Origin of the sequence: Agreia pratensis (assembly GCF_900177685.1) — a bacterium.
Taxonomy (GTDB): Bacteria; Actinomycetota; Actinomycetes; order Actinomycetales; family Microbacteriaceae; genus Agreia; species Agreia pratensis.
Map to the genome: position 1 here is coordinate 1,096,776 of NZ_FXAY01000001.1, position 18,055 is coordinate 1,114,830.

16 protein-coding genes are annotated in these 18,055 nt (G+C 66.4%); 12 read left to right on the forward strand and 4 right to left on the reverse strand.

Annotated elements, in window-relative coordinates:
- Positions 1-97 precede the first annotated feature (97 nt).
- Positions 98-1,159, reverse strand: a complete 1,062-nt coding sequence (locus tag B9Y86_RS05230; RefSeq protein WP_085483554.1) for an aminotransferase class V-fold PLP-dependent enzyme — start codon at positions 1,157-1,159, stop codon at positions 98-100.
- Positions 1,160-1,240: 81 nt separating this feature from the next.
- On the opposite strand from B9Y86_RS05230, the gene B9Y86_RS05235 reads away from it, so the two are divergent.
- Positions 1,241-2,209, forward strand: a complete 969-nt coding sequence (locus B9Y86_RS05235; RefSeq protein ID WP_085483843.1) for a LysR family transcriptional regulator — start codon at positions 1,241-1,243, stop codon at positions 2,207-2,209.
- A 101-nt stretch (positions 2,210-2,310) separates the two neighbouring features.
- On the opposite strand, the gene B9Y86_RS05240 is transcribed toward B9Y86_RS05235, so the two are convergent.
- Positions 2,311-2,592, reverse strand: a complete 282-nt coding sequence (locus B9Y86_RS05240) for a putative quinol monooxygenase (RefSeq protein ID WP_085483555.1) — start codon at positions 2,590-2,592, stop codon at positions 2,311-2,313.
- A gap of 71 nt (positions 2,593-2,663) precedes the next feature.
- On the opposite strand from B9Y86_RS05240, the gene B9Y86_RS05245 reads away from it, so the two are divergent.
- The 6 genes from B9Y86_RS05245 to B9Y86_RS05270 all read left to right on the forward strand — a co-directional run bounded on the left by B9Y86_RS05245 (position 2,664) and on the right by B9Y86_RS05270 (position 9,996).
- Positions 2,664-3,698: a LacI family DNA-binding transcriptional regulator gene (locus B9Y86_RS05245; protein ID WP_085483556.1), complete on the forward strand. Its 1,035-nt coding sequence runs from the start codon at positions 2,664-2,666 to the stop codon at positions 3,696-3,698.
- Between the two features lie 191 nt (positions 3,699-3,889).
- Positions 3,890-5,101, forward strand: a complete 1,212-nt coding sequence (locus B9Y86_RS05250; protein WP_085483557.1) for a sugar ABC transporter substrate-binding protein — start codon at positions 3,890-3,892, stop codon at positions 5,099-5,101.
- Between the two features lies 1 nt (position 5,102).
- A complete protein-coding gene (locus B9Y86_RS05255) occupies positions 5,103-6,041 on the forward strand; it encodes a carbohydrate ABC transporter permease (RefSeq protein ID WP_085483559.1) in 939 nt (312 codons plus the stop codon).
- Positions 6,038-6,868 (forward strand): carbohydrate ABC transporter permease, encoded by an 831-nt coding sequence (locus B9Y86_RS05260; RefSeq protein ID WP_085483561.1) that lies wholly within the window; start codon positions 6,038-6,040, stop codon positions 6,866-6,868. Before B9Y86_RS05255 ends, B9Y86_RS05260 begins: the two co-directional genes overlap by 4 nt.
- 49 nt (positions 6,869-6,917) lie before the next feature.
- Positions 6,918-8,945, forward strand: a complete 2,028-nt coding sequence (locus tag B9Y86_RS05265) for a glycoside hydrolase family 31 protein (RefSeq protein WP_085483563.1) — start codon at positions 6,918-6,920, stop codon at positions 8,943-8,945.
- A gap of 31 nt (positions 8,946-8,976) precedes the next feature.
- Complete coding sequence (locus tag B9Y86_RS05270) at positions 8,977-9,996, forward strand: diacylglycerol/lipid kinase family protein (protein WP_085483565.1); 1,020 nt, start codon at positions 8,977-8,979, stop codon at positions 9,994-9,996.
- On the opposite strand, the gene B9Y86_RS05275 is transcribed toward B9Y86_RS05270, so the two are convergent.
- Positions 9,993-10,913: a serine hydrolase gene (locus B9Y86_RS05275; protein ID WP_085483567.1), complete on the reverse strand. Its 921-nt coding sequence runs from the start codon at positions 10,911-10,913 to the stop codon at positions 9,993-9,995. The two genes, B9Y86_RS05270 and B9Y86_RS05275, sit on opposite strands and share 4 nt — an antisense overlap.
- Before the next feature lie 192 nt (positions 10,914-11,105).
- Here B9Y86_RS05275 and B9Y86_RS05285 point away from each other — a divergent pair, with 192 nt between their 5' ends.
- From B9Y86_RS05285 to B9Y86_RS05300, 4 genes are all read left to right on the forward strand, one after another.
- Entirely contained in the window at positions 11,106-12,461 is a 1,356-nt protein-coding gene (locus B9Y86_RS05285) for a hypothetical protein (RefSeq protein WP_139824735.1), read from the forward strand.
- A gap of 107 nt (positions 12,462-12,568) precedes the next feature.
- Positions 12,569-13,861 carry an HNH endonuclease signature motif containing protein gene (locus tag B9Y86_RS05290; RefSeq protein ID WP_085483573.1) on the forward strand — a complete coding sequence of 431 codons (1,293 nt, stop codon included), beginning with the start codon at positions 12,569-12,571 and terminating at the stop codon, positions 13,859-13,861.
- A gap of 74 nt (positions 13,862-13,935) precedes the next feature.
- A complete protein-coding gene (locus tag B9Y86_RS05295; RefSeq protein WP_085483845.1) occupies positions 13,936-14,289 on the forward strand; it encodes a darcynin family protein in 354 nt (117 codons plus the stop codon).
- Positions 14,282-14,734: a MarR family winged helix-turn-helix transcriptional regulator gene (locus B9Y86_RS05300; protein ID WP_176223261.1), complete on the forward strand. Its 453-nt coding sequence runs from the start codon at positions 14,282-14,284 to the stop codon at positions 14,732-14,734. Before B9Y86_RS05295 ends, B9Y86_RS05300 begins: the two co-directional genes overlap by 8 nt.
- Before the next feature lie 10 nt (positions 14,735-14,744).
- Here B9Y86_RS05300 and B9Y86_RS05305 read toward each other — a convergent pair whose 3' ends face one another.
- Positions 14,745-16,697, reverse strand: coding sequence for a M13 family metallopeptidase (locus tag B9Y86_RS05305; protein ID WP_085483577.1), 1,953 nt, complete (start codon positions 16,695-16,697; stop codon positions 14,745-14,747).
- A 26-nt stretch (positions 16,698-16,723) separates the two neighbouring features.
- On the opposite strand from B9Y86_RS05305, the gene B9Y86_RS05310 reads away from it, so the two are divergent.
- Positions 16,724-18,037, forward strand: a complete 1,314-nt coding sequence (locus tag B9Y86_RS05310; protein ID WP_244894637.1) for an MATE family efflux transporter — start codon at positions 16,724-16,726, stop codon at positions 18,035-18,037.
- Positions 18,038-18,055 lie beyond the last annotated feature (18 nt).

The following is an 18,055-nucleotide window of genomic DNA, read 5'->3' on the forward strand; positions in this document are numbered from 1 at the left end:
CGTTCGCGAGTTGCCGATTCGATCGCCGAAGAGTCCGGGTGTTGCCAGTTCAGACCAACGGAACTGGCAACACGAGAGCTCCGGGGCGCCTATAACGTCATCTCGACGTCGGGGCGACAGCGAGCGCTGCGAGTATGTCGGCCACGTCCTGCTCGTCGTTCCAGAGGTGGAATGCCACCCGCGCGCATCCGGCACGGCCAGAAGCCACGATGCCGGCGGCGGTGAGAGCCGCGAGCTGGGTGCCATCGGCATCCGGCCACGTGACGATTGCCTGACCGCGGCGCGGAATGCCGAGCCCGTCGCAGAGAGCATCGCCCAGGGCGACGTTGTGCGCGTGCACCTCGTCTAGGTCGAGCGAGGCGAAGAGCTCGATAGCCGGTTCAGCTCCGACCCACACCGGCCAGGCCGGCGACACGTCGAAGCTGCGGGCGTCGCCGGCGAGGTTCATGGTGGGTCCGTAGCAGGAGCCCCAGATGTCTTCGCCGGCGTACCAGTTGGCCTGAATCGGCGACAGCGTCTGCTGGTACTCCTCGCTCAGGGTCATGAACGCGGCTCCGCGCGGTGCGCACAACCACTTGTAGGCGTGGCACACGGTGGCGTCGAAGATCGAGGCGTCGACGGGCATGGCGCCCGCCGCCTGCGTCGTGTCGCACACGGTGAGCGCACCGTTCTCGCGGGAGGCCGCCACGATCGCATCGACGTCGGCGACCTTGCCCGACGCCGACTGAACGAGCGAGAAGGCCACCAGATGCGTGGCCGGGGTGATGGATGCCGCGAGCGCCTCGACCGGAACATGCCGCACCACGACGCCGCGCTTCTCGGCCACCACGAACGGAAACACCATCGAGCTGAAGTCGCCGTCGACACAGAGCACTTCGGCGCCGTCGGGCACCGCGGCTGCCAGCACACTGACCATCGCGGAGGTCTGCGACCCGATGGCCACCCGGCCCGCGTCGACGTTCATCATCCGGGCGAAGGATGCGCGGGTGCGGTCGATCGTGGCGTCGTATTTGCCGGGCGAGCAGAGGCCGGCCACCCAGTCCGCCTGATCCGCCTGCATGGCCGCAAGAGTGGCCGCGCCGGCCAGGCCGAGCGAGCACGCGCCGAGGTATCGCCGGCCCCCTGTGAACTGGGCGCGGGCTTCGGCGAGTGTTGTCATGCATCCAGAATGATCGCTGCTGAGCTATTCGACAACGACAGGTTCAGCATCTACGCCATAAGCAATGATTATGCTGATGCCATGCCCCTCTCCCCGACCTCGCGATCTGCCGTCGCAGCCGACCTCGACTCCCAGACCCTGCGCGTGATCAGGGCGATCGCCGACCGCGGATCGATCACCGCAGCAGCCGCGGCGCTCGGCTACAGCCAACCCGCCATCAGCCAGAGCATCAAGCGCCTCGAAGAGAAGCTGGGCATGCCCGTGCTCACTCGCGTCGCCCGCGGGGTGGAGCTGACAGAGGCCGGAGAGGTGCTCGCCCGACACGCGGCCACAGTGCTTCGCGCCATCGACTCGGCCGCCGACGAGCTCGCCGATCTGTCTGGATTGCGCTCGGGGTTGGTGCGCATCGCCGCCTTCCCCTCGGCGTCGTCGACCGTCGTGCCGCGGCTCCTCGGCGACATCACCGTCCGGCATCCGGGAGTGCGCTTCAGCTATCTCGAGGCCGAGCCGCCCGAGGCTGTTCAGGCGGTGCGCGACCACGCCGCCGACATCGCCCTCACGTTCAGCTACCCCGGCGACCCCGACGATCCTCACCGCGCGAGCGCGTCGGGGCTCGTCACCCTGCCCCTCTGGCGCGAGCAGATGCTGCTCGTGGTTCCGGATGCTCCCGGGCTGGGCGACGGGTCGATCGAGCTCGCGAGTCTCGCCGACTCGGGATGGATCGCCGGATGCCCGCGGTGCCGCGGGCACCTCGTCGAGCTGTGCGAGGCATCCGGATTCACCCCCGCTCTCGGCTACGAGACCGACAATGTGCAGGCCGTGTTGGCCATGGTGGCGGCGGGCCTCGGCGTCGCGCTGCTGCCCTCGCTCGCCCTCGCGACGACGCCGCTGCCCGAGGGAGTCGCAACCCGGCCGCCGTCAGCCACCGACTACCGCACCGTTCACCTCGTCACGGCGCAGGGCTCGACCGCTGTTCCCGCGATCGGCGCGACGATCGCCGCGATCCGGTCATTGGATGCCGCCGCCTGGGGCCTCGAGACCCAGCACTGACCCGCTTCGCTGGTCGAGTAGCGAGGCACGAGCGTATCGAGACTATGATCGGTCGGTCTCGATACGGCCGCAAGCGGCCTACTCGACCAGCGCAGCACCGGCTAGCGCAGCCCGTCGACCTCGTATCGCCTCTCGATTCCGGCCGTCGCGCGGCCCCACTCGCTGGCGGCTACACGCTGCTGATGCGCGGCGAACGACGCCGCATCCATGAACTGCTCGTCGACCTGCCAGACGTGCGGATCTTTGGTGCGCGCAACCTCGAACGAGACGCAGCCCGGCTCTGAGCGGGTGAGTTCCACATGCAGAGGCAGATGATCGATGACGATCTGCACCTGATCCGAGGTCTCGCAGATCAGCAGTCCGGTCAGGCGCACAGAGGTCATGGCTCGAGCGTGCCACACGACGTCGCTTCCGCTCGGAACTTTTGCCCCTCGAAGCTGGCTACGCTGTGGTCATGGTGACAATTCGCGACGTTGCAGCCGATGCCGGCGTCGCACGCAGCACGGTGTCGTACGTCTTGTCGGGCAACAAGAAACTGCCCGAGAAGACACGGCTCCGCGTGCTCGAAAGCGTTGCCAGGCTCGGCTATCGCCCCGACCCCATGGCTCGGGCTCTGGCGCTGCGCCGCACCAACATCCTCGGACTCCTCGCCTCGATCGACCCGTCATCGCGCCAGACAGACGTCGATGTGTTCATGCGCTTCGTGCGCGCCGCGATGTATGCCGCTCGCGCCCGAGGCTTCGACCTGCTGATGATGGGATCGGGCGAAGACGAACTCGCACGAGATGTTCTCGCCGACGCACTCATCGTCATGGACATCCGTCGAGACGACCCTCGGCTGCCGGTACTCGCGAGCATCGGCCTTCCCACTGTGCTCGTCGGCTACCCCGGCGATTCGAGCCCGTTCAGCGCCATCGACCTCGACTTCAAGCGCGCCGCCCGTATTGCGGTCGATCATCTGGCAGATCTCGGTCACACCGAGATCGCGGTCCTCGGACTCGGCACAGACTCGTCTGAGCACGGATTCGCGTTCGCCCTGCTCTTTCGCGAGGGATTCCTCGACCAGTGCGCGATTCGCGGCGTGCGCGGGGCGGTCATACCGAACGTCGATGACGATGCCGGGGTGGATGCCTGGCTTGATCGAGCGCAAGACGAGTTGCCGGGCCTCAGCGCGGTCATCACGCATGGGCCTGGTTCGCTCGAACCGTTCATCGATCGGCTGCTGAAGCGGGGACTCTCGATTCCCGAGGACTGCTCGATCATGACGGTCGCACCCGAGGAGGTCATGCGGCACGCCGATCGACCGGTCACCGTCGTCGATCTGCCCGGCGAAGAAATGGTCTCGAGAGCCGTGAATCTCGTGCTCGACGAATTGAGCGGCTCCGTGTCCCCGGGTATCACCGAACTCCTTCCGGCTCTCGTGCACGACTTCGGCACGACCGCGCCTTATGTGCAGGGCGAGGGCGGCCGCATCTTCACTCGTCGCTGACGCGAACGGCTGACACTCGAAACTGATTGTTCGCCCGATTGGAGAACCGGTTCTCTGAAAACTATTGAACCGGTTCTCCAACTCGGTTAGGCTCGCCCCAATCTCGCGAAGATCTCGCCCTCGGACTCGTCCGATCGAGACGTGCGAGCTGGGCAGCGTCGCTTAGACAACCGTATTCAGAGAGGAATACCGTGAAACATCGCATCACTCGAACAGCAGGTGCCATCTCCCTCGCACTCGTCACAGGGGTCGCGCTCAGCGCGTGCAGCGGCGGAGGATCCGACTCGTCGGCGAAGTCGTTGACGCTGTGGGACAGCTTCACCCAGTACGACGCATCATCTCCCTACGGCAAGCTGCTCTCCGGCTGCGAGGCCAGCACGGGCATCACTCTCGAGCGCACCTCCGACCCCGACCTCACCACGAAGCTGCTGCAGTCGGCCGCGTCGAAGAGCACCCCCGATCTCGTCACCATGGACAACCCCTCGGTCGCGAAGTTCGCCGACACAGGGCTCTTCGTCGACAACGAGACGTCGGGCCTCAAGACGACCGACGTGCTGCCGAACGTGCTCGCGGCGGGCCAGCTCGACGGCAAGACATATGGTTCCTCGATCGGCGCGAACACCCTCGCCCTCTTCTACAACAAAGACCTGCTCGACGCCGCGGGCATCACGCCCCCGACGAACTGGAGCGAACTCAGCGCAGCGGCGACCAAGCTCAGTTCGGGCGACGTCAAGGGTCTCGGCTTCTCTGCAGCCGGCTCAGAAGAGGGAACCTTCCAGTTCCTGCCGTTCTTCTGGGGCTCCGGCGCGAGCCTCGACGACATCTCGTCTGACGATGCGGTGTCGGCTCTCACTCTCTGGACAGACATGGTCAAGAGTGGCTCCGCGTCGCAGTCGAACGTCAATGCCAACCAACAGGACGTGCGTGACCAGTTCCTCGCCGGCAAGCTCGGCATGATGGTCAACGGCACCTGGCAGCTGTCGGCTCTCGACGAGGCGGGCATCAACTACGGCGTCGTGCCTCTTCCGGCGAAAGACGGCGGTGCCGCACCGAGTCCGCTCGGCGGCGAGTTCGTCGAGGTCGTGGTCTCCGACCCCGCGAAGCAGAAGCTCTCGGCGGAGTTCGCGCAGTGCATGATCGAACCCGACAACCTGAAGCCATGGGCGACCGGCCAGTCGTACATCATGCCGTACGCCGATGCCGCAGCTGCACAGGCGACCGAAAACCCCGCTCTCGTTCCGTGGGTGGAGGCGATTTCTGTGGCACAGGGCCGCACGAGCGATCTCGGCGTCGCTTACCCCGACACCTCGAAGGCGCTCTACACCGCCATTCAGGAGGCGCTGACGGGATCCAAGTCGCCCAAGGCCGCCCTCGACGATGCCGCCGCGAGCCTGAAGAAATAACATGACCGACACCGCCGTACTCGCGGCGCCGGTCGCGGGCGGAGCGGCCTCCCGGCCGCCCGCCCGCCGCAGGCCCCGCCTCCGACTCCGTCTCGCCGCGCTCGGCTTCATGGCCCCCGTGGTGATCTTCCTCGCTGTCTTCTTCGTCTACCCGATCATCCGGGGATTCGTTCTGAGCATGCAGGACTTCGGGCCCAGTTCCTTCATCACGGGCGACGCCGACTTCGTCGGCATCGACAACTATGTGACCGTCGTGACCGACCCGATCTTCGGCACCATCGCCTGGCACACCGTGCTGTTCACGGTCGTCTCGCTGGCGGGACAGTTCGCCATCGGCATGGCGCTCGCTCTCTTCTTCACCCGCCGATTCCCGCTCTCTGCCACGTTCCGATCCCTCATCCTTCTGCCGTGGCTGCTGCCTCTTATCGTCTCCGCCACCGCGTGGAGATGGATCTTCGACCAGCAGTTCGGCGTGCTCAACGCAGCCATCGGCAGTCAGGTCGGCTGGCTCACCGACCCAGCCGTTTCGCTCTGGGCGGTGATCATCGCGAACATCTGGCTGGGCATCCCCTTCAACATGGTGCTGCTGCACGGCGGCCTGCAAGGCATCCCAGAAAGTCTCTACGAGGCGGCCGCTCTCGACGGAGCCAGCCGCTGGCGCACCTTCTGGAGCATCACCTGGCCGCTCCTTCGACCCGTCACCGCGGTGACGCTGCTTCTCGGTCTCGTCTATACGATCAAGGTGTTCGACGTGATCTGGATCCTGACCAAGGGTGGGCCGGCGAACAGCTCGCACACCATCGCGACCTGGGCCTACGAGCAGTCTTTCACCGACCTCCAGTTCGGCGTCGGCGCTGCGGCGGGCGAGATCTTGGTCGTCGTCGCCCTCATCTTCGGTTTCATCTACATTCGCGCCCAGCGCAAGGAGACATTCGGATGATCACCAAGACCACGCGCCTGCGTCGCGGCATCGATCTGGTGATCGCCATCGTCGCCTGCGGCTTCCTCCTGTTCCCGCTGTACTGGATGGTCAACGTCTCGTTGACGAAACCCCAGAACCTGATCCAGACCCCACCGAGTCTGTTCCCCTCCGACCCGACGCTCGACGGCTACGTGCAGGCCCTGTCGACGCAGCTGCCGAACCTCGTCACAAGCCTCGTGATCTCGATCGGCTGTGTCATCTTGACTCTGGCCATCGCCCTGCCGGCCGCCTTCGCCATGGCGAAGTTCAAGGTGCGAGGCACGGGAGCCGTCATGTTCGTCTTCCTGCTCGCCCAGATGATCCCGGGAATCGTGCTCGTGACAGCGCTCTTCGCGATCTACAACGCGCTGGGGCTGCTGAACACGTACCAGGGTCTGATCCTGGCCGATGCCACGGCCTCGGTGCCCTTCGCCGTGATCATCCTGCGCGCCTTCATGCTGGGCATCCCCGACGAGTTGATCGAGGCCGCGCGCATCGACGGTGCCAGCAACTGGCGGGCGTTCGTCTCGATCGTGATCCCCCTCAGCCGCAACTCGATCGTCACGGCGGGGCTGTTCTCGTTCCTGTTCGCATGGGCCGACTTCCTCAACGCGAACTCGCTGACATCTGGCAACAGCATCGTGCCCTTCACCCTGGGGCTCTACCGCTACATCGGGTCGACCACCACCAACTGGAACGGCATCATGGCCACCGCCGTGATCGCCTCCATTCCGGCGGCCATCCTGCTCATCGTCGCCCAGAAGTACGTGGCGGCCGGCGTGACCGCCGGCGCCGTCAAGGACTGACCGGGCACGCAGGCCCGTCGCGCACAACCGAGAGATTCACGAGGAAAAGATGAACCAGATTGCATTCGAACTCGATGGCGCCCGCCTGCTGTGGCGGGGCGACGGCGAGACTATCGCGGTCGAGCCATGGGGGGCAGACAGCGTGCGGGTGCGCGCAGCCCAGATGACCGACGTGCTCGACACGGAATGGGCGCTCCTGCCCGCCGAGCAGATCCAGCCCGAGGTCACGATCGATGAAGATCGAGCGACCCTCACGAACGGCGGCATCACCGTGGTGCTCGAGCACACCGAGGGCTTCGGATACCAGACCGGCTACCACGAGGTCTCGTGCTCACTGACGTTCTACGATCGGCACGGAACCCTGCTGTTCTCCGAGCTGCCGAGCGGCGGAGCGCTCAAGCTGCGGGCCAGGGAGCAGCGGGCGCACCTGGGCGGAGACTTCCGACTCACCGCCTCGTTCGAGACCGACCCCGACGAGAAGCTCTACGGCATGGGCCAGTACCAGCAGGACATCCTCGATCTGAAGGGCTGCACGCTCGAGCTCGCCCACCGCAACTCGCAGTCGAGCGTGCCCTTCGTGCTCTCGAGCCGGGGCTACGGATTCCTCTGGCACAACCCTGCGATCGGCCGCGCGACCTTCGCCGCCAACCGCACCGAGTGGGTGGCCGAGTCGACGAAGCAGCTCGACTATTGGGTGACCGCCGGAGACACCCCCGCCGACATCACCCGGGCGTACGCCGAGGCGACAGGGCATGTGCCGATGATGCCGGAGCACGGCCTCGGCTACTGGCAGTGCAAGCTGCGCTACTCGAATCAGGAGGAACTGCTCGAGGTGGCCAGGGAGCACAAGCGGCGCGGCCTGCCCATGGATGTGATCGTGGCCGACTTCTTCCACTGGCCGCACATGGGCGACTATCGCTTCGAAGAGGAGTTCTGGCCCGACCCCTCGGCGATGGTGTCCGAGCTGCGCGAGCTCGGCATCGAACTCATGGTCTCGATCTGGCCCCAGGTCTCCGTCGAATCAGAGAACTACATCGAGATGAAGAAGAGGAACCTGCTCGTCAAGACCGAGCGCGGGCTCGACCTGCACATGCAGTTCGAGGGCCCCAGTGCCTTCTACGATGCGACCAATCCGGTCGCACGGCAATTCGTGTGGGAGACCTGCCGGCGCAACTATGGCGCCCATGGCATCCGCACGTTCTGGCTCGACGAGGCCGAGCCAGAGTACGGCGTGTACGACTACGACAACTTCCGCTACGCCGCCGGGCCCAACGTACAGATCGGCAACATCTATCCGCAGTCGTTCTCGCGCGGCTTCTACGAAGGTCAGCGCGCCGACGGCCAGACCGAGATCGTGAACCTGGTGCGCACGGCCTGGGCGGGCAGCCAACGCTACGGCGCCCTCGTCTGGTCGGGCGACATTCATTCGACCTACGCCGACCTGCGCCGTCAGATCACCGCCGGCATCCACATGGGGGTGGCGGGAATCCCCTGGTTCACGACCGACATCGGCGGCTTCTCCGGCGGCGACCCGAGCGATCCGGCGTTCCGCGAGTTGCTGGTGCGCTGGTTCCAGTTCGGCGCGTTCAGCCCGGTCATGCGCATGCACGGTGACCGCAAACCAAGTGCGCCGGTGCGTGCCGCCGACGGCTCGCGCCGCGCCAACACCGGAGCACCGAACGAGCTCTGGAGCTTCGGCGACGAGCTGACCCCCATTCTCACCGACCTGGTCATGCTTCGCGAGCGTCTGCGGCCGTACACCCGCGAGGCCATGCGCGAGGCTCACGAGTCGGGGCAGCCGGTGATGCGAGGGCTCTTCCACGAGTTCCCGAGTGACCCGGTCGCCTGGACCGTGGCCGACCAGTACCTGTTCGGTTCCGACCTGCTCGTCGCCCCTGTCACACAGCCGGGCGCGACGTCGCGCGAGGTGTACCTGCCCGGCGGCGCGAGCTGGACCGAGCTGGCCACGGGCACCGAGCATGCAGGCGGGCAATGGCTCACGGTGTCCGCCCCGCTCTCCGTCATTCCGGTGTTCGCTCGCGACGGTCGACAGGCTCACCTGGTCGGCTCGATGTAACGAAGAACAAGCGGCACTATTCTTGGCTGGCGTGAACGGAGATTCAGGAGAGCCAGCTGAAGAGTCGCCCCGGCGGAGGGCCGCTGTCGTCGTCAATCCCGCGAAGGTCTCGCTAGAGACACTCCGAGCCGCGGTCGCTCGAGAGGAGGCCCTCGCGGGCTGGTCGGCATCAGAGTGGTTCGAGACGAGCGCCAGCGACGACGGCAGATCAGCGGCCGAAGACGCGGTGCGCTCGGCTCCCGACCTCATCGTCGTGGCCGGCGGCGACGGCACGCTCCGGGCGGCAGCCGAGGCACTGATCGGCAGCGGCATCCCCCTCGGGTTGGTGCCGTCAGGAACCGGCAACCTGTTCGCCCGCGAACTGAGCCTGCCTCTCAACGACCTGACGGCATCCATCGCCACGGCTTTTCGCGGCGTCGACCGGCCGGTCGACGCGGGTATCGCGATCCTCGAAAGAGCGGATGGGCGCGAGTCGCAGCATGCGTTTCTCGTCATGGCCGGCATCGGCCTCGATGCCCACATGGCAGGGCACACCAACGAGCGCCTCAAGAAACGCATCGGCTGGCTCGCCTACTCCGACCCGATCGCACGCAGCATCTTCAGCAACAGGCAATTCGATCTGAGATACCGACTCGACGAGCGACCCGAGGTGGCGACGCGGGCGCACACCGTGATCGTCGGCAACTCGGGCATGCTCACGGGTGGTCTGCTGCTGCTGCCGGGAGCGGTCATCGACGACGGGCTCCTCGACGCCGTGATCTTTCGCCCCGGTCGCGGTTCGGGCTGGACCAACATCGGCTACCGGCTCGCCTTCAACCGGATGCTGCACCGCACGCGGTTCGGCCGCGTGGTCGCCAGTCTCACCCCGACGCCGCGCGCGATCCGCTGGGCACAGGCCTCAGAAATGCGCGTGCGCTTTGCCGACGCCCAGGAAATCCAGCTCGATGGCGACACTCACGGCCCCATATCGGCGGCATCGCTCTCGGTGAAGCACCACGGACTGATCGTGAGGGTGCCGCGACGAGCGCTGCGATCGAGCGCTGCTCGCTAGAAGACGTACTCCAAGATGTCTGTGCCGAGGGTGCGCATGCCCTCGAGCACGGCGAGTCTGCCGGTGAGGTCGGTGTCGTTGAAGCGCATCGTGACCGCGTAGGCCACCGAACCGCTCGGCCCGCGCAGAACGCCGGCCTCGCTGCGCACCCCTACGTCGGTGCCGGTCTTGTTCGTGAGCAACAGACCGTGATCGCTCGTGCGGTGCGCCAGCGGATCGAGTCCGAAGGCACTGGCGACCATCGAGAGGTCGGAGCCAAGGGCGAGCCATTCCATGACCTGCTGGCTCGTGGCGACGTTCACGACCTCGCCGCGCGAGAGGCCTGCGAACAGGGTGGCCAGCTCGCGCGCCGATCCGACGGAGAGCTGCGGCGCGTCATCCGGCCCGCGGTAGTCGCGAACCGTGTCGAGCAGAAAAGTGCGGGTGAGGCCGAGTGCTTCGCCGCGAGCGCGCACCGCGTCGAGGCCGACGCGGCGGATGAGCACATTGGTCGCCAGATTGTCGCTGGCCGCGCCGACGAGCGCCGCGACATCTCCGACGGGCAGCGCCGGCACCTGCAGGTGCTGCCAGAGGCCCGAGTCGGCCACCGAGTCTTGCGCCGTGCGATTCAGGATGCCGTGGGCCGACTTGTCGCCGGCGCTCAGCCTGGCCGCGATCTCGATGAGCAAGAGGACCTTGCCGATCGACGCTGTCGGAACGGAGAGGTGATCGTCGACCGAGAAGAGCAGTCGATCGGTCTTGACGTCGATGACACAGGCGGTGATCTGAACCCCGGAGAGGGCGAGCTGAGTGAGACTGGCGAACCCGCGGCGGAACGCGTCGTCTCCAGCGGTAGCGGCTCCCGAGCGGGCGCGCCGGGCCGTGGGCGCGTCAGGGGAATCTCCCCGTCTATTGCGCCTTCTGGTGGACTCCGCCATACCGTCCCCACATCTCCCGAAACACTCTCCGCACGCTCGGACCGATCGAATCTCGTCTTCGGACCGATCGAATCTCGCGTGAGGGATAACCGGTATCGTGCCACATTCACCTGTGATCGGCCATCGAGTCGGCTGTCTGCCACGGGTGCGCAAGCCTCGATCTCGGTGGGAGGCCTCTGACAGAATCAATCCATGTCCGATCCCCGTGAGCCCTCCGAGCCCGAGTCCACCGAGAAGACCCCGGCGACCCCAGCGGAGCCTTCTGCTTCGGAGCCCGCCGCGTCGGAACCCGCGCCTCCCGCGCCGAGCATGCCGCCGTTTCCCTCGGGGCCACCGACCGCCGCCGCGCCAGCCACGCCGGCCGCGCCGACGAGCCCACCTTTTGTTCCGCCGACGGCGCCGCTGGCCCCGGCATCCTCATCGCTGCCGCCCATCCAGAAGCCGCCGACGGCGCCGTCTGCGCCCAGCGCTCCGAGCGCGCCCGGTTACGGCCCGCCGAGCATCGGCAACTCGGCGCCGTCGTATGGCCCGCCGAGCACCTCCGGCGCCTCATCCTCGGCGCCCTCGTACGGGGCACCCCCGGTCTACGGAACCCCGCCATCCACGAGCTCATCGGTACCGACACCGGTGTACGGCTCGAAGCCGACGCCCGCCGGTGCTCCGCCGTCTGGCCAACTGCCATACGCGCAAGCCCAGATTCCGCCGAGCGGCAAGGGCGGCTGGATGGGCATCGTCAGTCTCATCCTCGGCGGTCTGGCATTGCTGTTCTGCTGGGTGCCGTTCCTCGACGTCATCACCGTCTTCGGCGCTATCGCCGGCCTGGTGCTCGGTCTCATCGCCGTGTTCCGCAAACTCGGCTCTCGCGTGCTCTCGCTCATCGGCACGATCGTCTCGGGCCTCGCCTTCGTCTTGAGCGTCGTCTTCATCATCATCTACGCGGTCTCGTTCTTCTCCGCTTTGGATTCCGCTTCCGACTACGACTACAGCAGCCCCTCGACGTCGAAGCCATACGGAGATCCTTCCGAAACGGATTCGCCCGACGACCAGGCGTACCCCGGCGACCCGACGGCTGTTCCGGGCGACCCGACTCCCTCGGCGGACGCCACTGTGTGCACCGACGGAACAGCGATCGCGCTCGGCAAGGCGGGAATCTTCACGTACGACGACGAGAACCAGGCCGAGGTCACGATCAACGATGTCAACCTCGACGCCACCGACGAGATGCTCAACAAGAACTCGCTCAACGAGACGCCTCCCGACGGATATCGGTACGCGATCATCTCGCTGACGATCAAACAGCTAGGTAACGAGCCGTTCCCGGCGGGAGCGACCGACGTCATCTTCAAGGGCGTCGCAGAAGACCTCGCATCACCTGCTCAGTTCGCTGTCGTGCCAGAGCCATGGATGCTGTTCGCCCCCAATCTCACCCCGGGTGCCTCCGTTACTGCAAACGTCTCCACGTATGTTCCTGTTTCGGGAGCAGACACGGGCTCGGTGTTGCTCAGCAATTACCTCGCCGACAATGTGTGCGAGATGAAGGTCGGATAGGCGGTCTCCTCCTCCACAATCACTGACGATTCGAATCTCTTAACAAGCTGGTCAGAGATCGTTTGCCCGATCGAGCCAATGTCGGTGGCTGGTGCTTGACTTCAGTCATGACCTCGACGGCTCAGCTCTCGCGCAACTCGACCGCACTCGAGTCGCTGCGCGCCGAGGTCGAGGCCATCGTCGAGGCAGATCGAGAAGTGGCGCGCATCCACGCCCGCCGAGCCGAACGCATCCATCGTGCTCGGCAACTCGCGCTCGAACTCTCGCCCGGCGATCAGTCGACCGGCGGGCCGCAGTGGTCTCGCACGCAGGTCGCCGAGCGGCAGCTTGCCACCGAGCTCGCCGTGGGGCTGCGTGTCACCGAGAACGAGGCTCGCCGACTCATGAGCACGGGCGAGGGCCTGGCCGAGTCGTTCACCGCGACGCTGGCCGCTTTGTCGAACGGGCAGTTCAGTTACCGGCACGCCCACATCGTGGTGCGCTTCGGAGCCGCGCTTCCTGCTGAGGCTCAGGCAGAGTTCGAGCAGCGCATGCTCGCCGACGCCGCAGACCTCACCGTGGTGCAGGTCGAGAATCTAGCGAGACGCCTCACCGAAGAGGTGCAGCACGAAACGGCGATCGAACGTTTCGAGCGGGCGGCCGCGTCACGCTACTTCGCGCGTGAGAACGCACCCGATGGCATGGCCTACCTCACGCATTACCTGCCTGCGGTCGAGGCCGTGGCCATAGAGAGCATGGCCAACAGCATCGCCAACTCGGCGCGCAAGGCTGGTGATCCACGCACCCTCACACAGTTGCGCGTCGACGCGATCAGCGACCTCATCCTCAGCGGCAGCAGCTCCATCCCTGGCGTCGCTGCGGGCATTCGGCCCAAGGTTGCCGTCACTGTGCCCGCCCTGAGCCTGCTCGGCCACGACACCGAGCCCGCCACGCTCGAGGGCTACGGTCCCATCGACGAGCACACGGCCGGCCACCTCGTCGCCTCGGCACCCAGCTTTCTCCGGGTGCTCACCGACCCGGTAACGGGCAGCCTGCTCACCGAGGGCCAGAAGCGCTACCGGCCCGTCGCCATTCTCGACGATTTCGTCAAGCTACTGCACCGCAGCTGTCGCTTTCCGCAGTGCACGCGACCGGCCGGCGACAGCGACACCGATCACACCCACGATCACGGGCTCGGCGGCAAAACGTACATTCTGAACCTGGCACCGCTCTGCCCGACGCACCATCGGGTCAAGCACCATACGAGCTGGTCGGTCAGACAACTCGCCGACCACGTTCTCGAGTGGACTTCACCGCTGGGCCACATCACTCGAACGTCGCCACCGGTGCGAATGCGGCCCGCACCGGCCGACCTTGTCGATCAGCATCTGCCAGGCGACGACGAACCCCCGCCGTTCTAGCTTGGCTCGCCGCGGCCCGCCGCGGCCGGGCAGGAATACTATGTCTTCTCAGTAATCGCGTGTAAATTACACGCATGCCTCATTCGTCTTTGAAGTACGTCGTCATCGTTTCACTCATCGCCCTGCCTTCATGGCTCCGTCTGAGTCGCACGGAGCGCGCCGATGTCATCTCGGCCGAGGTGGAGCCCGCGGCGGCAGCGCACCATGACTGCCACATCCGCTGGATCGACGCCGAGAGCATGACCGCGCTGTGCAGTGACGTGATGATCATAGACACGACCGACCTGCGCAGCTGGAACCACCTGTGGGAACAGCTCCGCGACAGCAGTCTGTTCGCCGAACCCTACTTCGAGCTCGTCAGCATCGTTCCTGGAATCGAAGACGGTTATGCCGATTATGAGGCCGAACTCGCCGCATCCGATGCCTGACGACACCAGTCTCGCCCAGACCGTCGAGGCCGTGCGCACCTCGCTCTCGCACCTGCTACTGCGACGATTCCGCTCCCGGATCTACGCACACCTGCAGCACCAGGTCGACGTGCCCGTGCGCGATGGAACGTACCCACTGCTTGTGACGCTCGCCTCGGGCGCGGCCCGGTCCACCGACCTGGCGGAGCGAGCCGGTGTGGATCGCACAACTGCGAGCAGACAGATCGCGTCGCTCGTCGAGGCCGACCTGGTCGATCAGCGCATCGACGATGACGACCGACGCAATACGGTGCTGAGCCTGACGCCTCGAGGAATCACCGCGGCGCGGCGAATCACCGAGAACGCCGACGACCTGCTCGAGCACGCCTTGGCCGACTGGAGCCCGTCGGATCGCGATGCCCTCGCCCGGCTGCTGCCCCGTCTACTCCAGGCCCTCGACGCCTGACCGCCCAGACCTACCAGATCGTGACGCGCTCTTCGGGAGCCAGCCAGAGAGCATCCGACTCGGTCACGTCGAAGGCGCTATAGAACTCGTCGATGTTGCGCACGATCTGATTGCAGCGGAACTCGTTCGGCGAGTGCGGGTCGATCGAGAGCAGGCGAATGACCTCCTCGTCGCGCGACTTCTGCTGCCAGGCCTGCGCCCACGACAAGAAGAAGCGCTGCACACCCGTGAGTCCGTCGATCACCGGGGGCTCTTCGCCGTCGAGCGAGAGGAGGTACGCGTCCCACGCGATGCTCAGACCGCCCAGGTCGCCGATGTTCTCGCCGATCGTCAGCGCGCCGTTCACGTGCTGGTCGGGAACCTGCGCAGGAGCCAACGCGTTGTACTGGTCGATGAGCGACGAGGTGCGCTTCTCGAAGGCCTCACGGTCGGCCTCCGTCCACCAGTCGGTGAGCCTGCCGTCGCCATCGAAGCGCGAGCCCTGATCGTCGAATCCGTGCCCGATCTCGTGACCGATGACCGCGCCGATCGCGCCGTAGTTGGCCGCGGCATCCCGGCTCTCATCGAAGAAGGGGTACTGCAGGATCGCCGCCGGGAACACGATCTCGTTGAAGCCGGGGTTGTAGTAGGCGTTGATGGTCTGCGGGGTCATGAACCACTCGTCGCGATCGAGCGGCTTGCCGATCTTGCCCAGCTCGCGCTGGAACTCGAACTCGCTCGTGGCGCGGATGTTGCCCGCCAGGTCGCCAGCGTCGATGGAAAGAGTGGAGTAGTCCCTCCATTTCACCGGGAAACCGATCTTGGGCGTGAACTTGTCGAGCTTGTCGAGGGCTCGCTCGCGCGTCGCCGGGGTCATCCACTCGAGGTCGGTGATGGATGCCCGATACGCCTCGATGAGATTGGCGACCAGCACATCCATGGCCGCCTTGGCCGTCGGCGGAAAATGACGGTCGACATAGATGCGACCGACGGCCTCGCCCATTGCGCCCTCTACCAGCGACACCCCACGCTTCCAGCGTGCGCGCATGGTCGGCGTTCCCGTGAGGGTGCGGCCGTAGAAGTCGAAGTTCTCGTTCACGAATGCGGCCGGCAGATAGGCGGCGGCGCCGTGCACGACCTGCCACGACAGCCAGTCACGCCAGGCGTCGAGCCGGTCTTCGGTAAGCAGCTCGGCGATGCCGGAGACGAACGAGGGCTCGCGCACAACGAGCTCGTCGAAGACGCCCTCCGGGGCACCGAGTGCCGAGCGCCACAGCTCGAGATCGACGGACGGGGCCGACGACGCGAAGTCGTTCCACGAGACGAGGTTGTAGGTGGCCTGCGCGTCTCGGGTCCGCACGTTGTCCCAGTGGGTGGCCGCGATCGCGGTCTCGAGGTCGAACACGCGCTGAGCGCGAACCGCCGGTTCCGAGAGACCCGCGAGCGCGAGCATCCGCTCGATGTGGCCGAGGTATGCGGTGCGAATGTCGGCGAACTTCTCTTCGCGGAAGTAGCTCTCGTCGGGCAGCGAGATGCCACCCTGTTCGACGAACACGAGGTAGCGCTCGGGGTTGCCCGGGTCGTTGTCGACGAACAAGCGGAAGAAGCCGCCCACTCCCTGGCGCTCTAAGTGCGCGGCCGTCTCGAGCAGCTCGCGCACGCTCGAGATGCGAGCTGCGTCGGCAAGCTGCGCCTCGATCGGGGTTGCACCCAGCTCTTCGACCCGCTCCTCGTCGAGGAAGCTGGCGTAGAGGTCACCGAAGGTGCGCTCCTCGGTGCCGGGCTCGGCATCTTGCGCCTCGATGATGATGTCTCGCACGGCCTTCTCGGCCTCTTCGTGCAGCTGATAGAACGAGCCGTCTCTGGCTCGGTCATCGGGAATGACCGTGCGGGCGATCCACTTGCCGTTGACGTGCCTGAACAGGTCGTCCTGGGGGCGGATGGAGGGGTCGAGTTCGTTCAGATCGATGCCGGAAGTCGTCATTGGGCAAGCCTAGCTAGGCTCGCAGGGTGAAGGCTCTGGATCGTGACATTCTGCGTCTCGCCATACCGGCCCTCGGCGCCCTCGTGGCCGAGCCCCTGTTTCTGCTCACCGACACCGCCCTCGTCGGGCACCTGGGCGAGACGCCGCTCGCCGGCCTGAGCATCGCCAGCGCCCTGCTGCAGACCGCGATCGGCCTGCTGATCTTTCTCGCCTACGCCACGACGCCGTCGGTCGCGCGACGACTCGGCGCGGGCGACAGGCCCGGCGCCATCCGTGCGGGCATCGACGGCCTCTGGCTGGCGCTGCTGCTCGGATTCGTGCTCGTGGCCGTAGGCATCATCGCGGCCCGGCCACTCGTGCGCCTCTTCGGAGCGACCGCGGCCGTCGAAGAGCAGGCTGTCGTCTACCTCACCGTGTCGCTCGCCGGCCTGCCCGCGATGCTGCTCGTGATCGCGGCCACCGGGCTGCTGCGGGGGCTGCAGGACACGAAGACCCCGCTCATCGTCGCCGTCTGTGGCTTCGCTGCGAATGCGGGGCTCAACGCCCTCTTCATCTACGGCCTCGGCGCGGGGATCGCCGGCTCCGCCGCTGGCACCGTCGTCGCCCAATGGGCGATGGCCGCCGTGTATCTCGTGATCGCCGTGCGGGCATCGCGCAGTAACGGCGTCAGCCTGAGGCCCGGCCTTGCGGGAGTGACCGGCGCCGCGGCATCCGGCGGCTGGCTCTTTCTGCGCACGGCGAGCCTGCGCGCGGCGCTGCTCGCGACGGTCATCGTCGCATCCGATCTCGGAGTCGTCGAACTCGCGACGTTCCAGATCGCCTCGACACTCTTCTTTACACTCGCCTTCATTCTCGATGCGCTGGCCATCGCGGGGCAGGCTCTGGTGGGCCACGGCCTCGGTGCGCAGGATGCCGCGCGAGTGCGGGGCGTGATGCGTCGCCTGGTGCTGTGGGGAATAGGCGCCGGGCTCGCTCTCGGAATCGTTCTCGCTGCGATCTCGCCTCTGCTCGGACCCATCTTCTCGTCGAGCCGCGACGTGCACCAGGCGCTGGTCGCAGTCGTGCTCGTGATGGCGATCGGGGTACCCCTGGCCGGCTACGTCTTCGTTCTCGACGGCGTGCTGATCGGGGCCGGCGACGCCCGCTATCTCGCGCTCGCCGGGCTCGCGACGGTGGCGATCTACGCGCCGCTTCTGCTACTCGTCGCACTGTTCGGCCCCGACGGAACCACCGGACTCGTCTGGCTCTGGCTGGCGTTCGGCTTCGGCTACATGACGGCGCGGGCCCTCACGCTCGGGCTTCGCGCCCGCGGAACCGCCTGGATGACCAGCGGCGGTTAGGCTGATCATCCACGTCTC